The 15,020-nt window shown below is 75.8% G+C and carries 9 protein-coding genes; 1 reads left to right on the top strand and 8 read right to left on the bottom strand.

Annotated elements, in window-relative coordinates; all coding sequences use genetic code 11:
* Positions 1 to 5: 5 nt before the first annotated feature.
* Genes AB0O19_RS00185 through AB0O19_RS00175 form a run of 3 tightly spaced genes read right to left on the bottom strand, consistent with a single transcriptional unit; the run spans position 6 to position 8,882 of the window.
* The gene (locus tag AB0O19_RS00185) at positions 6 to 1,406 is read right to left on the bottom strand and encodes a DHA2 family efflux MFS transporter permease subunit (RefSeq protein ID WP_363616467.1); all 1,401 of its coding nucleotides are present in this window, start codon (positions 1,404 to 1,406) and stop codon (positions 6 to 8) included.
* The gene (locus AB0O19_RS00180; protein ID WP_063349847.1) at positions 1,403 to 1,588 is read right to left on the bottom strand and encodes an MbtH family protein; all 186 of its coding nucleotides are present in this window, start codon (positions 1,586 to 1,588) and stop codon (positions 1,403 to 1,405) included. The genes AB0O19_RS00185 and AB0O19_RS00180 overlap by 4 nt, the downstream gene beginning before the upstream one ends.
* On the bottom strand, positions 1,581 to 8,882 hold the full coding sequence (locus tag AB0O19_RS00175) for an amino acid adenylation domain-containing protein (protein ID WP_363616465.1): 7,302 nt from the start codon (positions 8,880 to 8,882) through the stop codon (positions 1,581 to 1,583). The genes AB0O19_RS00180 and AB0O19_RS00175 overlap by 8 nt, the downstream gene beginning before the upstream one ends.
* A 124-nt stretch (positions 8,883 to 9,006) precedes the next feature.
* Here AB0O19_RS00175 and AB0O19_RS00170 point away from each other — a divergent pair, with 124 nt between their 5' ends.
* On the top strand, positions 9,007 to 10,131 hold the full coding sequence (locus AB0O19_RS00170; RefSeq protein ID WP_363616464.1) for an amidohydrolase: 1,125 nt from the start codon (positions 9,007 to 9,009) through the stop codon (positions 10,129 to 10,131).
* A gap of 152 nt (positions 10,132 to 10,283) precedes the next feature.
* Here AB0O19_RS00170 and AB0O19_RS00165 read toward each other — a convergent pair whose 3' ends face one another.
* The 5 genes from AB0O19_RS00165 to dhbC are packed head-to-tail and all read right to left on the bottom strand — an operon-like array spanning position 10,284 to position 14,793.
* Positions 10,284 to 11,045, bottom strand: a complete 762-nt coding sequence (locus AB0O19_RS00165; RefSeq protein WP_363616462.1) for an AMP-binding protein — start codon at positions 11,043 to 11,045, stop codon at positions 10,284 to 10,286.
* Positions 11,045 to 11,269, bottom strand: a complete 225-nt coding sequence (locus AB0O19_RS00160) for a phosphopantetheine-binding protein (protein ID WP_063349844.1) — start codon at positions 11,267 to 11,269, stop codon at positions 11,045 to 11,047. Before AB0O19_RS00160 ends, AB0O19_RS00165 begins: the two co-directional genes overlap by 1 nt.
* A gap of 5 nt (positions 11,270 to 11,274) precedes the next feature.
* Positions 11,275 to 11,916 carry an isochorismatase family protein gene (locus tag AB0O19_RS00155; RefSeq protein WP_363616460.1) on the bottom strand — a complete coding sequence of 214 codons (642 nt, stop codon included), beginning with the start codon at positions 11,914 to 11,916 and terminating at the stop codon, positions 11,275 to 11,277.
* A gap of 13 nt (positions 11,917 to 11,929) precedes the next feature.
* A complete protein-coding gene (locus tag AB0O19_RS00150; protein ID WP_363616458.1) occupies positions 11,930 to 13,600 on the bottom strand; it encodes a (2,3-dihydroxybenzoyl)adenylate synthase in 1,671 nt (556 codons plus the stop codon).
* Positions 13,601 to 13,641: 41 nt separating this feature from the next.
* The gene (dhbC, locus tag AB0O19_RS00145; RefSeq protein ID WP_363616996.1) at positions 13,642 to 14,793 is read right to left on the bottom strand and encodes an isochorismate synthase DhbC; all 1,152 of its coding nucleotides are present in this window, start codon (positions 14,791 to 14,793) and stop codon (positions 13,642 to 13,644) included.
* Positions 14,794 to 15,020: the final 227 nt, after the last annotated feature.

The raw sequence follows: 15,020 nt of genomic DNA, 5'->3' as shown, positions 1-15,020 counted from the left end.
GCTGTTCAGTCGGCGGGGGGTGGTCCCGGCGCCTCCCGGGGGAGGCGGGTGGTGAGGAGGGTGCCGGCGGCGACCAGCGCGGCGGTGAGCAGGAGGGCCAAGCGGTAGGGGCCGGGTGAGCCGCCGCCGGTGTCCAGGGCACCGATGAGGGCGGCGGTGGCGGCGATGCCGAGGGCGCCGCCGAGGGTGCGGACGATGGTGAACAGGCCCATGGCGCGGCCCATCGCGGGCCCGGGGACGTCGGCGAAGCCGGCGATCTGGACGGTGAGCACGGCGGTGCCCAGGACGAGCCCGACCGCGAACATCAACGCCCTTACGGCCCAGGGGTTCTCGGCGAAGCCGAGGGCGGCCAGGACGAGTGCGGCGAGCAGCAGCGCGGGCAGCGCGAGGCGGCGGGGGCCGAACCGGGGCAGCAGGCGGTCCACCACCTGGGAGGCGGCCATCAGGCCGATCGCCTCGGGGAAGACGCTCAGCCCGGCGTCGAGGGCCGAGGCCCCGAGGGCGGCCTGGTAGAGCAGCGGGAGGACGAACAGGGCGCCCATCAGGCCGGCCGAGGTGAGCAGGGCCAGCCAGGTGGCGGTGCCGAAGGTGCGGTCGGCGAGCTGCCGCAGGTCCACCAGCGGTTCGGCGGCGCGGAGTTGGTGGCGCACGGCGATGCCGAGCAGGAGGAGACCGGCCACGCCGCTGAGCGCCACTCCCGGCGAGGACCAGCCGTGCGCCGGGCCGAAGCCGAGCGCGTAGGTGAGCAGTCCGAGGCCGGGCGTGGCGAGCAGGAAGCCGGTGGTGTCGAAGCGCCCGGGCGGGGGCTCGTCCGCCGCGCGCAGGCCGATGAGCCCGGTCACGACGGCCGCGACCCCGATCGGCACGTTGACCAGGAACAGCCAGTGCCAGGAGAGGTGTTCGGTCAGGAGGCCGCCGAGCGGCGGGCCGAGGGCGGGCATCAGGGCGGTCGGGACGATCAGGATCCGGCCCAGGCCGGCCCGCTCGTGCGGGGCGAAGGCCCGGAACAGCAGGGTCATCCCGACCGGGGTGAGCAGCCCGCCGGCCACGCCCTGGACGGCCCGCGCGGCGGCGAGCGAGCCGAGGCCGGGGGCGGCGGCGCACAGGGCGGAGGCGAGGGTGAACCCGGCCAGGGAGCCGAGGAAGACCCGTTTCACGCCGAACCGGTCGCCGAGCCAGCCCGCCACCGGCAGGCCGACGGCGAGGCCGACCAGGAAGGCCGTCTCGACGGCGTTGGCGGCCGAGACGGGCCGCCCGAAGTCCTCGGCGATGGTGAACAGCGCGGGGTTGACGATGGTCGAGTCCAGGCCGTTCATGCACATCGCGGCGGTGTAGACCACGACCACCGCGGCGCGCCCCGCGAGCAGGGGGCGCGCCGGGGCGGCCTCGACGGCCGGAGGGGTCACAGGTCGGTCCAGTGGGCGGTGATCCACTGCACGGCGTCGGCGCGCTCGCACGGGCCGTGGGAGACGTTCCAGCCGGCCGGGACGGCGGCGAAGGCCGGCCAGAGCGAGTGCTGGCCCTGGTCGTTGACGAGGGCGAGGAACTCGCCGTCGCCGTCGAAGGGGTTGGCGGGGGCGTCACTCATCGGAGGACTTCTCCAGGTGGTCGGTGATCACGCGGGCGATGTGCGCGATCGGGGCGGGCAGGGTCATGTCCTTGTGCGAGCAGGCGACGTCGGTGTTGTCGATGCGGCCGGACACGTACGGGGTCCAGAGTTCGGGCACCAGGGTCTCGTCGATGGTGTCGACGGTGGCGCGGAAGAACAGCACGTCGCCGTCGAAGGGGCGGTGGTCGTGGCCGCGGACGAGGTGGTTGGTGTTGAGGTAGATCCGGTTGAGGGCGGCCACGGTGGCGTCGTCGAGTCCGGCGAGCGGGCTGCCCTCGCGGCGCAGCAGCTCGGTGACGGCGGCGAGTTCGAGTGGCCGCCCGGCGAGGTCCTCGGGGCCGTAGCCGCCCATGGTGAGCAGCGCCTCCAGCGCCTCGGCCTGGTCGGGGACGGGCAGGTCGCGGAAGCCCTCGGCGGGGTAGGCGTCCAGGATCGCGAGCAACTCGACCGCGTGGCCGAGGTCCTGGAGCCGGACGGCGACGGCGTGCGCGATGATCCCGCCGGTGGACCAGCCGAGCAGCCGGTACGGGCCCTCGGGCTGGACCTCGCGCAGCCGGTCGACGTAGTGCGCGGCCAGCTCGTCCAGGGTCTGCGGCAGGGGCCGGGCCGCCGTGGCCGCGCCGACGCCCTGGGCCTGGAGGCCGTAGATCGGCAGGTCGGCGGGCAGGTGGCGGATCAGGCCGGTGTAGCACCAGCTGAGGCCGCCGGCGGGGTGGACGGCGAACAGCGGGGTACGGCGTCCGGGCGCGGCGGGCCGCAGCGGGAGCAGGACGTCCAGCGCGTCGGCGCTCTGCGAGCCGGCCGCCAGGGCCGTGTCGAGGGCGGCGACGGTGGGCGACTGGAACAGGGTGCCGATGCCGACGTCCAGGCCGAGCAGTTCGCGGATCCGCCCGGCGAGGCGGACGACCAGCAGCGAGTGGCCGCCGAGGGCGAAGAAGTCGTCGTCGACGCCGACCGCCGCGACGCCCAGCACCTCGGCGAAGAGTTCGCACAGCTGCTGTTCGCGCGGGGTGCGCGGCGGGCGTCCGGCCCCGGTGGCGGGCGCGTCGGGGGCGGGCAGGGCGCGGCGGTCGAGCTTGCCGTTGGCGGTGAGCGGCAGCCGGTCGAGCAGGACGACGGCGGAGGGCACCATGTGGGCGGGCAGTTCGGCGGCGGCGTGGGCGCGCAGGTCCTCGGGGGTGGGGGCGGCGACGGCGCTCGGGTCCTCGGGGCTCGCCGTGGTGACCGCGTAGCCGACCAGTCGCTTGTCGCCCGGGGCGTCCTCGCGGACGACCACGGCGGCGTCGGCGACGCCCGGGTGGGCGGCCAGCACGGCCTCGATCTCACCGAGTTCGATCCGGAAGCCGCGCAGCTTCACCTGCTGGTCGGCGCGCCCGAAGTACTCCAGGACGCCGTCGGCGCGGCGGCGGGCGAGGTCGCCGGAGCGGTACATCCGGGTGCCCCGTTCGCCGAACAGTTCGGCGTACGGGTCGGCGACGAAGCGTCCGGCGGTGAGGTCGGGGCGGCCGAGGTAGCCGCGGGCCAGGCCGGCCCCGGCGACGTACATCTCGCCGGTGACGCCGGGCGGGACGGGCTGGAGGTGCTGGTCCAGGACGTAGACCCGCAGGTCGGGGATGTTGACGCCGATGGTGCTGCTGCTTCCGGCGGCGGCGGTGGCCCGGTCGAGGGCGATGTAGGAGACGTGCACGGTGGTCTCGGTGATGCCGTACATGTTGACCAGGGTGGGCGCGTCCTCCGGGTGGCGGGCGTACCAGTCGTCGAGCCGGGCCAGTTCGAGCGCCTCGCCGCCGAACACCACGTAGCGCAGGGCGAGTTCGGATCCGGGGCGGTCCCGGTCGGCGGCGCTGAGCTGGTAGAAGGCGGACGGGGTCTGGTTGAGCACGGTGACGCGTTCGCGGGCGAGCAGGTCGAGGAAGGCCGCCGGGTCGCGGCTGACCAGGTGCGGGACGACGACCAGGCGTCCGCCGTGCAGCAGGGCCCCCCACAGCTCCCAGACGGAGAAGTCGAAGGCGTAGGAGTGGAAGAGGGTCCAGACGTCGTCGGCGCCGAAGCCGAACCAGTGGTCGGTGGAGCTGAACAGCCGGACCACGTTGTGGTGGGTGACGGGGACGCCCTTGGGCCGGCCGGTGGAGCCGGAGGTGTAGATGACGTAGGCGGTGTCCTCGGCGCGCAGCGGGCGGGTGCGCTCGTGCTGGGCCAGCGGGGTGGCCGGGTGGGTGGCCGACTCCGGTCCGTCGACGAGCAGTTGGGGCACCTGGTGGGCGGGCAGCCGGGGCGCGGTGGCGCGGTCGGTGAGCAGGGCGGCGGGGGCGGCGTCGGCCAGCATGTAGGCGAGGCGGTCGGCCGGGTAGTCGGGGTCGAGCGGCAGGTAGGCGGCGCCGGACTTGGCCACCGCGAGGAGGGCGACGACGAGTTCGAGCGAGCGCGGCAGGGCGAGGGCGACGATGGTGCCGGGGCCGATGCCGTTGGCGGCCAGCAGTCGGGCCAAGCGGTCGGCGCGGGCGGCGAGTTCGGTGTAGTCGAGCTGATCGTCACCGCAACTGACGGCGACGGCCCGCGGGTTGGCGGCGGCGGCGGCCTCGAACAGCCCGGCCAGGGTGGCGTCCGGGGCCGAGGCGTGCGGGGCCGACGTGTGCGGAGCCGACGTGTACGGGGTGCCGTTCCACTCGACGAGGGCGCGCAGCCGCTCCTCCTCGCCGATCAGCGGGAGCCGGCCGATCGCGGTGTCGGGGGCGGTGGCGGCGGCGGCGAGCAGCCGGGCGAGGCGGGTGGCGAGCCCTTCGACGGTGGCGGCGTCGAAGAGGTCGGTGCGGTACTCCAGGAAGCCGCCGATGCCGCCGTCGGGGAGCTCGCCCGCGTTGAGGGTGAGGTCGAACTTGGCGGTGCCGCTGGGGACGGCGGCGATCCGGGCGGTGAGGCCGCCGCCCAGCGGGTGGGGCTCGTCGGGGCGGCTCTGCCAGGCGAGCATCACCTGGAACAGCGGGTGGCGGGCGAGGGAGCGCGGCGGGTTGAGCTCCTCGACCAGACGGTCGAAGGGCAGGTCGGCGTGCTCGTGGGCGGCGAGGACGGTGCCTCTGACCTTGCCGAGCAGCTCGCGAAAGGTCGGGTCGCCCGAGGTGTCGGTGCGCAGGACCACGGAGTTGACGAAGTAGCCGACCAGGTCGGCGGTCTCGGGGTCGTCGCGGCCGGCGACCGGGGTGCCGACGGGGATGTCGGTGCCGCAGCCGTGCCGGGTGAGCAGGGCGGCGAGTCCGGCCTGGACGGCCATGAAGACGGTGCCGCCGGCCGCCCGGGCGAGCGCGGCGAGGGCGGCGTGGGCCTCGGCGTCGAGGGTGAAGGGCACGGTGGCGCCGTGGTGGCCGGCGACGACGGGGCGCGGGCGGTCGGTGGGCAGTTCCAGCTGGTCGGGCAGGCCGGCCAGGGCGGTGCGCCAGTACTCCGACTGCCGCGCGGCGAGCGGGCTGGGCGCCTCGGCGGTGCCGAGCAGCTGCCGCTGCCAGGCCGTGTGGTCGGCGAACTGCACGGCGGGCGCCGGGAGTTCCGGTGCGCGGCCGGCCAGCCGGGCGGTGTAGGCGGCGGACAGGTCGCGGACCAGCGGGGTGGTGGAGGCGCCGTCGCTCGCGATGTGGTGGAGCAGCAGGAGCAGGGTGTGTTCGGCCGGGCCGTGGGTGAACAGGGTGGCGCGCAGCGGCGGCCGGCCGGTGAGGTCGAAGGCGTGCCGCACGGCTTCGGCGAGCTCGGTGCCGTCGTGCAGTTCGACGGGCTCGGCGGGCAGCAACCGCTGGTACGGCGTGCCGTCCGGCTCCTCGCCGTAGACCGTGCGCAGCACCTCGTGCCGGGCGGCGAGGTCGCCGAGGGCGAGGGTGAGGGCGGTCCGGTCGAGCGGGCCGGTGAGGGTGAGGGCGAGCGGGATGTTGTAGGTGGGGCTGGGGCCCTGGAGCCGGTGCAGGAACCACAGGCCGCGCTGGGCGGGTGACAGCGGCATCCGGTCGGTGCGCGGCACGGGCACCAGCGCGGGGCGGGTCTCGGGCTCGCCGCCGGGGTGCGCGTCGAGCAGGGCGGCGAGAGCGGCCGGGGTCGGGTGGCGGAAGACGTCGGCGAACCCGACGGCGGCGGCGAAGGTCTCGCGCAGCCGGGCCGCGAGGCGGCCGGCCAGCAGCGAGTGGCCGCCGAGGTCGAAGAAGGAGGTGTCCCGCCCGGGCGCCTGCGGCAGGTCGAGGACGTCGGCGAACAGCCCGCAGACCAGTTCCTCCTGCGGCGTGGCCGGGGCCGTGCCGGGCTCGGCGGCGGCCGGCTCGGGCAGGGCGCGGTGGTCGAGCTTGTCGTGGGCGGTGCGCGGCAGTTCGTCGAGGACCAGGACGGCGGCCGGGACCATGTGTCCGGGCAGCCGGGCGGCGAGGGCGGCCCGCAGCGCGGCCGGGTCGAGGGCGACGCGGGGGGCGGGGGCGGGTTCGGCGGTGTCCTCCGGCTTGGCCTCGGACTCGGAGACCGCCTCGGAAACCGCCTCGGAGGCTGCCTCGGGAGCCGCCTCGGAGAGCACCTCGGGCACGACGTAGCCGAGCAGCCGCTTGCCCTGCGGACCGGAGCGGGCGATCACCACGGCCTGGGCGACGCCCGGCAGTTGGGCGAGGACGGCGGCGATCTCGCCGGGCTCGATCCGGAAGCCGCGGATCTTCACCTGGTCGTCGGCGCGGCCGAGGAATTCCAGGGTGCCGTCCGGTCGGCGGCGGGCGAGGTCGCCGGTGCGGTACATCCGGTCGCCGGGCGGGCCGAACGGGTCGGCGAGGAAGCGTTCGGCGGTGAGGTCGGGGCGGCCGAGGTAGCCGCGGGCCAGGCACGCCCCGGCGACGTACAGTTCGCCGGCGACGCCGTCGGGCGCGGGGCGCAGCGAGCCGTCGAGGACGTAGGCGCGGGAGCCGCGCACCACCCGGCCGACCGGGGCGCCGTCCGGGCCGGGCGTCCAGGCGTAGGCGTCGACGGTGGTCTCGGTCGGGCCGTAGAGGTCGATCGGGTGCAGGCCGGGTGCGGCGGTGAGGCGCTGCCAGAGGGCGGGCGGGGTGGCCTCGCCGCCGACCGCGATGACCGCCGGGCGGTGCCACTCCTCGTCCAGGATGCCTTCGGAGAGCAGGACTTCGAGGTAGGAGGGGGTGACGTCGAGGTAGTCGACGCGTTCCCGGTGCAGGTGGCCGGCCAGGGCGGCCGGGTCGCGGTAGGTGGCGTCGTCGAGCAGGTGCAGCTCGTGGCCGTGGACCATCCACAGCACCGGGTCCCAGGAGGCGTCGAAGGCGAACGAGGCGCTGTGGGCGACGCGCAGGCGCTCGCGGCCGGTGCGGCGCACGGCCGGGGCGATGTGGTCCTCACCGTGGCCCGCGTACAGGTTGGCCAGCGAGGCGTGGGTGACGACGACGCCCTTGGGGCGGCCGGTGGAGCCGGAGGTGTGCAGCACGTAGGCGGCGTGGTGGGGCCGGGGGGCCGGGGGTGCGGTGGCGGGCTCGGCGTCCGCGTCCCCGGGCAGCACGGCGGGCAGGCCGGCCGGCAGGTCCAGTTGGGCGAGGGCCTCGGCGGTGCCGACCGCGCAGACCGGGCGGGCGTCGTCCAGGACGGCGGCCAGGCGCTGCCGGGGGTGCGCGAGGTCGAGGGAGACGCAGGCGCCGCCGGCCTTGAGCACGCCGAGCATCGCGATCAGGGTGTCCACGCCGCGCGGCAGGGCGAGCGCGACCGGCGCACCGGCGCGCACGCCGAGGGCGTTCAGGCGGTGGCCGAGGCGGTTGGCGGCGGCGTCCAACTCGGCGAAGGTGAGGGCGACTTTGCCGCTGCGGACGGCGACGGCGGCCGGGGTGCGGGCGGCCTGCGCGGCGAACAGCTCGGGCAGCGTCCGGTCGAGCGGCGGCTCCGTGCGGCCGGCGGTGGCGCGGCGCAGGCCGTCCGGGTCGAGCAGGTCGATCCGGGCGATGGGCGTCTGCGGGGCGGTGAGCAGCAGGTCGGCGAGGGCGTCGAGGTAGCGCAGCAGCCCGTCGCGGTGGGCCGCGAGTGAGGCGGCGTCGTGGCGGGCGGGGTCGGCGTCCAGGACGAGGCGCAGCGCGCCGCCGGGGGCGGGCGAGACGCCGACGGCGAGGTCGTCGACGGGCCCGGCGGCGAGGTTGCGGACGACGCCAGGCAGGCCGGCCAGGTCGAGATCGCCCTCGAAGGCCTTGATGTTGACCATCGGGCCGAACAGGGCGCGCCGCTCGCCGGTCAGCCCGAGGTCGCGGCGCAGGTCCTCCAGCGGGTAGCGCTGGTGGCGGCGGACGGCGCGCAGTTCGCGGACCACCCGGCGCAGCAGCGCCTCGGCGCTGTCGGCGGGGCGGACGGCCAGGCGCAGCGGGAGGACGTTGGCGGCGGCGACGGGGGTGCGCAGGGCGGCCGGTCCGCGGCGGTTGGCGAGCGGCAGGCCGAGCACGACGTCCTCGGTGCCGGCCAGGCGGTGCAGGTAGCCGGCGGTGGCGGCGAGGAGCAGTTCGGCCCAGGTGGCGCGGGCGGTGGCGGCGGCGCGCTCCAGCCGGTCGCGGGTGCCGGCGGGCAGCTCGGCGGTGAGGCGCAGGGGGGCCTTGACCGGGGTTGCGGACGGCGCGGGCGCCGGGCTGCCCGGCAGGGTCGCCGGGGCGTCGGCTCCGGCCAGGCGGTCGGCCCAGTAGGCGCGGTCGGCCGGGTACTCCTCGCCGTCCCGGTAGGCGGCCTCCTCGGCGGCGACCTCGGCGAGGGTGGCGAACGGGCGTGCGGCGGGCTCGGCGCCGGTGGCGTGCGCGGTGTACAGCTCGGCGAGGCGCTCGCCGAGGAGGTTCAACGCGTAGGCGTCGACGGCGAGATGGTGGATCCGCCGGTACCACTGGTACCGGTCGTCGGCGAGGCGGATCAGCACGTGGGTGAACAGCGGGCCCTCGGCGAGGTCGGCCGGGCGGGCGAGGTCGGCGCGCATCCAGGCCTCGGCCTCGGCGGCCGGGTCGTGCGCGGCGCGCAGGTCGAGGTGGTGCAGCGGCCAGCGGCGGCCGGGGCGCGGCTGCTGGCGGGGCGTGCCGTCCGGGCCGGTGACGACGACGGCGCTCAGTGCCTCGGCCTCGTCGACCGCCTGCCGCAGCGCGTCCTCGAACCGGGCCTCGTCGAGCGGGCCGGTGATCTCGACGGCGTCGCCGGTGTTGTAGACCGGACTGTCGGGGTCGAGTGACTGCGCGTACCAGATGGCGGCCTGGGCGGCGAGCAGCGGGACATCGACGGCCTGGGTTTCGACGGCAGGCATGGTTCGGGGTGCTCCTCGGGGTCCGGCGAACGAAACGCCTAGTTAGGTTAGCCTAATCTAACTTCATATGATCTGGTCAACGGCCCCCCAGCGCGGGGGCCCTGACATCACGGAGGCGCCACCCATGCCCCTGACCGCGACCAAACAGGCCGTCCGCGAACGCGTCCACGCGCACCGCGCGGAACTGCTCGCGCTCAGCCACCGCATCCACGCCCACCCCGAGACCGCGTTCGAGGAGCACCGCGCGGCCGCCTGGTGCGCCGAACTCCTGCGCGCCCACGGCTACGCCGTCACCGCGCCCGCGCACGGACTGGACACCGCGTTCACCGCGAGCCTCGGCAGCGGGCCGGTCACCGTCGCACTCGTCTGCGAGTACGACGCGCTGCCCGGCCTCGGGCACGCCTGCGGGCACAACCTGATCGCCGCCGCCGGCCTCGGCGCGGCACTCGGCCTCGCCCCGTACGCCGACCAACTCGGGCTCACCGTAAGGGTGATCGGCGCGCCGGCCGAAGAACGCGGAGCCGGAAAGGCACTCCTGCTGGAGGCGGGCGCCTTCGACGGCGTGGACGCGGCGATGATGGTGCACCCCTGCCCGATCGAGGTCGCCGACTTCCGCTCCTTCGCGCTCGGCACTCTCTCCGTCCGCTACACCGGCCGCGCCGCCCACCCGAGCCTCAACCCGCACCAGGGCCGCAACGCCGCCGACGCCCTCACCGTCGCCCAGGTCGCCCTCGGGCTGCTGCGCCAGCACCTGCCGCCGCAGTGGCGGGTGCACGGCATCACCACCGCCGCCGGCACCGCACCCAACCTGATCCCCGACAGCGCGAGCGCGGAGTACGAGATCCGCGCCTCGGCGGCCGAGGACCTCGCGCAGTTGCGGGCCCGGGTCGAGGACTGCTTCCGGGCCGGGGCGCTCGCCACCGGTTGCGAGGTGACGCTCGACCGGCCCGAACCGGACTACCTGGACATGCGCTCCGACCCCGCCCTGCTCGCCCTCTGGCGGGCCAACGCGGCGGCGCTCGGCCGGCCGGAACCGGTCGAGAGCGGGCCGTTCGCGTGCACCGACATGGGGAACGTCTCCCACGCCGTGCCCGCCATCCACCCAGTGCTGGACATCACCGGTGGCGCCTGCGCCCCGCACGAGGCCGCGTTCGCCGAGGCCGCGGTGGGGGCGGAGGCCGACCGGGCGGTGCTGGACGGCGCGGTCGCCATGGCCTGGACGGCGGCCGACCTGGCGGCGAACGCCTGACAGCCGACGCGTGCCGACCGACGGCCGACGACTGACGACTGACGACTGACGACCGACAGATGACAACTTTCAGATAACAGATTTCATCATCTGTTATCTGAAAGTTGTTCACTGAACGTTGTCATCTGTTCGCCGCCCTCGCCCCGCCCCCGTCAGCCGCCCAACAGCGCCGCCGACGACGCCCGCACCGCCGTGACGCCCAGCTCCCTCACCAGCTCCCCGACCTCGCCCGGCCGCTGCGGGTCGGCCAGCACCACGGCGGCGCCGGTCCGCAGCGGCCAGAGGAACTCCCAGAGCGGCAGGCCCAGTTGCAGCACCCGGTCACCCGGGCCGAGCGGGTGGGCCGCCTGGAGCTCGCGCACCCGGCGGTCGGCCTCGGCGTGGGTGAGCCGGACGGCGTCCGGTCGCCCGCCCGGGCCGTACCCGACGCAGAGCAGGTGCTGCGGCGTGAGCGCCCGGGGCGGGTCGGTGGCCAGCTCGCCGTCCACGTCCAGCCCGGCCAGCGCCTCCGGCACCCCCTCCCCCAGCACGCAGACCGGCGCGGTCTCCGCGAGCAGCCGCTCCCGGCGCCCGGGCGCGTCCGCCGGGTCCAGCGGCAGGTACGCCGCGCCGGACTTGGCCACCGCGAGCAGCGCGGTCAGCAGCTGCGCCGGGTGGCGGGCCGGCGCCAGGCCGACCACCGCCCCCGGCCGGGCGCCGCGCGCGGCCAGGGCGCGCGCCAGCCGGTTGGCCGCGGCGTTCAGGTCCCGGTACGTGACGACCGCGCCGCCCGCGAGCAGCACGGCGGGGGCGTCCGGGGTCCGGGCGGCCTGCGCCTCGACCGGCCCCACGACGGTGGTCGGCGGGTACTTCGCCGCCCGGTCCGTGCGCGGGGGCACCTGCGGCCCGGCGGCCTCCAGCAGCACCGTCTCCATCAGGCCGCGCCGAGCAGTGCGGCCCAGGCCTCGACGGCCGGGCGCTCGGCCAGTTGCACGAACGCCACCTCGGCGCCCTCGGCCCGCCAGCGCTCGGCGAGCGCCATCAGCCGGACCGAGTCCAGGCCCCAGTCGGCCAGGTTCTCGTCCAGCGGGACGTCCGCCGGGTCCTCGCCGAGCAGGTCGGCGACCTCGGCCCGGATCCGCTCCACGGTGAAGGCCATGCCCGTCACTTCCCTTCCAGCATCGCGAGGACGGCGTCGGTGGTGGTGACCTGCCCGCAGCGGCCGGCCACCCAGGACAGCGCCGCGCGGTGCTCGTCCGGGCCGAAGTCGGCGACCGCGTCGGCCACCACGAAGGCCGGCAGGTCGCGCATCCAGGCGTCGCAGGCGGTGGCCTGCACCCCGATGTGCGCGTACACACCGGTGATCACCAGCTGGTCCCGGCCCTGTTCGCGCAGCAGCCGGTCCAGATCGGTGCGCACGAAGGCGCTGTACTTCCACTTGGTGAGCAGCGTGTCGCCCGGTGCGGGGGCGACGGCGTCGGCGATCGCCGTCGCGCGAGGGTCGTCCGGGATGCCCGGGCCCCAGAAGTCCTGCTGGAGGCCGCGTTCGGCCGGGCTCTGCCCGCCGGGCTGGGCCGAGTAGAGCACCGGTATGCCGTGGGCGCGCGCCGCCTCGGCCAACCGGCCGACGTTCCCGAGGAGTTCGGGCACCGGCGCGGCGGCGGCGTCGAAGGCGTCCAGGAAGTGGTTCTGCAGGTCGTGCACCAGCAGCACGGCGCGGTCCGGGTCGACCGTCCACTCGACCCGGTTGGCGGGCAGTTCGGTGGCGGCGGGCAGGGGATAGGAGGGAATGCGGGGCAGGCCCACGGTGGTCTTTCCTTCAGTGAGTAGGGAGTGCGGCCGCGATGGCGGCGCGCAGGTCCTTCTTGCTGACCTTGCCGATCCCGGTGGCGGGGAAGGCGTCGACGAACTCGACCCGGTCCGGCACCTTGTACTCGGCCAGTCCGCGCTGCCGTACGAAGCGCTTCAACTCGATGCTCTTCGGCGGCTGTTCGCGATGCTCGGTACGCAGGACGACGTAGGCGCAGGTGCGTTCGCCGAGGTAGGGGTCGGGCATCGACACCACCGCCGCGTCGTGCACGGCGGGGTGGGCGAGCAGGTGGTTCTCGATCTCCTCGGCGGCGACCTTCTCGCCGCCCCGGTTGATCTGGTCCTTGGCCCGGCCCTCGACCACCAGGTGGCCGGTCGGGGTGCGGCGGACGAGGTCGCCGGTGCGGTAGAAGCCTTCGGCCGTGAAGGAGTTGGCGTTGTGCTCGGGCGCGTTCCAGTAGCCGCGGATGGTGTACGGGCCGCGGGTGAGCAGGTGGCCGGTGGCGCCGTCGGGCAGGTCCTGGTCCTGGTCGTCGACCACCCGGACCTCGTCGTCCGGGGAGATCGGCCGGCCCTGGGTGGTGGTGATCAGCTCCTCCGGGTCGTCCAGGCGGGTGTAGTTGACCAGTCCCTCCGCCATCCCGAACACCTGCTGGAGCGTGCAGCCGAGCACGGGGCCCACCCTCCGGGCAGCCTCGGCGCTGAACTTGGCACCGCCGACCAGCAGCACCTCCAGGCTGTCCAGGTCCCCCGCGCCGGGGCCGCCCGCGTCGCGCTCGGCGGCGTCCAGCCAGAGCAGGGCCAGCGGCGGCACCAGCCCGGTGATGGTCACGCCCTCGCGCTCGATCAGCGGGAAGGCCGTCTCCGGGTTGGGGCGCGGGCACAGCACCACCCGGCCGCCCGCGTACAGCGTGCCGAGCGAACCGGGCGAGCTGAGAGGGAAGTTGTGGGCGGCGGGCAGCGCGCACAGGTAGACGCTGTCCTCGTCGAGCGCGCACAGCTCGACCGAGCCGCGCAGCGAGTAGATGTAGTCGTCGTGGGTGCGCGGGATCAGCTTGGGCACGCCGGTGCTGCCGCCGGAGAGCTGGAGGAAGGCGACGCTCCCGGGCTCCGGTTCCTCGGACGGCCCGGGCCCGTCGCAGGGCACGTCCGCCAGCCGGAGGTGCTCGCCCGGGTCGTCCCCGGCCACCAGGACCAGCCGCAGCGCCGGGCTCTCCGCCTTGACCCGGGAGGCCAGTTCGCGGTAGTCGAAGCCGTTGTCGACGGCCGCGACGACGTAGCCGGCCGCCCCGGTGAAGGAGCAGAAGTAGCCGATCTCGGTGGCGCGGTGGGCGGGCAGCGCGAAGACCGGCAGCGCGCCGATCCGGAACAGCGCGAAGACCACCTCGAAGAACTCGGCCACGTTGGGAAGTTGGACCACCACGCGGTCGCCGCGCCCGATCCCCCGGGCGAGCATCCCGGCGGCCATCCGGTCGGCGCGGCGGTCGAGTTCGGCGTACGTCCAGCGCCGCCCCTCCCCCGCCGGGTCCACGATCGCGATCCGCTCGCCGTGCGCGGCGGCGCGCTCGCGCAGCATTCGCCCGAAGGTCTCGCCGCGCCAGTACCCGGCGGCCCGGTAGCGCTCGGCGAACTCGGCGGGGTACGGGGTGAAGGCGGACTCCTGAGCGGAGGCCCGGTCCACAACGGCGGACTGATTTTGCGTCAGAAAGCTCTCCGTCGCCGTCACTGCGACACCCCCGCGGCGTCCAGGAAGGTGCGGAACTTGGCACTGGTCTCGGCGAGTTCGTCCTCGGGCCGGGACCGGTCGACGACGCCCGCACCGGCGTACACCCGCAGGGTCCGCTCGTCCGCCTCCGCGCAGCGGATGGTGACCACCCACTCGCCGTCGCCGTCCGCGTCACCCCAGCCGACCATGCCGGTGTACAGGCCCCGGTCGAAGGGCTCGACCTCGCCGATCACCCGCCGGGCGACGGCCGTCGGCGTGCCGCAGACCGCCGGGGTCGGGTGCAGGGCGGTGGCCAACTCCAGGGCGGAGACCGCCGGATCGGCCAGTTCGCCGGTGATGGTGGTGGCCAGGTGCCACATCGCGGCGGTGCGCACCAGGGTCGGCCGCGCCGGCACGTCCAGGGTGCGGCAGTACGGCGCCAGCGCGGCGCGGATCGCGTCCACCACGACGGCGTGCTCGTGCAGGTCCTTGGGCGATTCCAACAGCGCGGCGGCGCGCCGGACGTCCTCGCCGAGGTCGGCGCTGCGCGGCACCGAACCGGCCAGCGGGTTGGCCAGGACGGCCGTTCCGCGCCGGGAGAGCAGGAGTTCGGGGCTGGCCCCGATCAGCGTCCGCCCGCCGCCGGCGGGGACGGCGAAGGTGTAGCCGCCCGGGTCACGGCGGCCGAGCCGCTGGAGGATCGCGGGCAGGTCCAGCGGGCGGTCGGCGCTCAGCTCCAGCGTGCGGGCCAGCACGACCTTGCTCAACTCGCCACCGCGCAACCGCTCGACGGCCGCCGCGACGCCCGCGCCGTACGCGGCCGGCTCGGGGATCGGACGCACCTGCCAGTCGACCTGCTCGGCCGGCGGCGCGGGCAGCGCGATCAGCGGGTCGTCGCGCAGCGCCCCGGCTCTGCGGACTCTCTCGGGGACGGCGAGTTCGACCCGGCTGTCGTGGTCGAACGCCACCGCGCCGACCACCAGCGGCCGTTCGACCCCGGCACGACGGGCCTCGGCCAGCGTCGCGGCGACCCGGACGGGCAGCGGGCGCCCGTCCTGCGGGACCCGGGCGTGCACCCCGGCGGTGAGCAGGGTGCGGGTCGGCGAGGCGAAGAACGCCTCGTCGGCCGCGGCCCGGTACTGGCCGAGCAGGCCGCTGGCCGCGCCGATGACGGCGTGGTCGGGGGCCGGGGCGGAAGCGTCGGCGGGCCCGGCGGGGGCCGGGGCAGCGGGGGCGGGGGCGGCGTGCTCGACGACACCCCCGGCGGGGGCGTGGTGCACCGTGGTCACCGTGAAGTCTCCAGTCTGGGACGGTCTGGACGGTCTGGACGTCGGGGAGGAAGGTCGGGGAGGAAGGTCAGGGAAGGAGGTCAGGGCATGGCCGACGCCCGGGGGTT

It is taken from the genome of Kitasatospora sp. NPDC091276, from assembly GCF_040684355.1.
Lineage (GTDB): Bacteria > Actinomycetota > Actinomycetes > Streptomycetales > Streptomycetaceae > Kitasatospora.
Note: the sequence above shows the minus strand (reverse complement) of the source record. Positions and strands in the feature narration are given on the sequence as shown.

Bases quoted from the DNA above. Each gene is read 5' to 3' on its own strand.
- AB0O19_RS00180 (WP_063349847.1), bottom strand. From the start codon at position 1,588: ATGAGTGACGCCCCCGCCAACCCCTTCGACGGCGACGGCGAGTTCCTC.
- AB0O19_RS00175 (WP_363616465.1), bottom strand. From the start codon at position 8,882: ATGCCTGCCGTCGAAACCCAGGCCGTCGATGTCCCGCTGCTCGCCGCC.
- AB0O19_RS00170 (WP_363616464.1), top strand. From the start codon at position 9,007: ATGCCCCTGACCGCGACCAAACAGGCCGTCCGCGAACGCGTCCACGCG.
- AB0O19_RS00165 (WP_363616462.1), bottom strand. From the start codon at position 11,045: ATGGAGACGGTGCTGCTGGAGGCCGCCGGGCCGCAGGTGCCCCCGCGC.
- AB0O19_RS00160 (WP_063349844.1), bottom strand. From the start codon at position 11,269: ATGGCCTTCACCGTGGAGCGGATCCGGGCCGAGGTCGCCGACCTGCTC.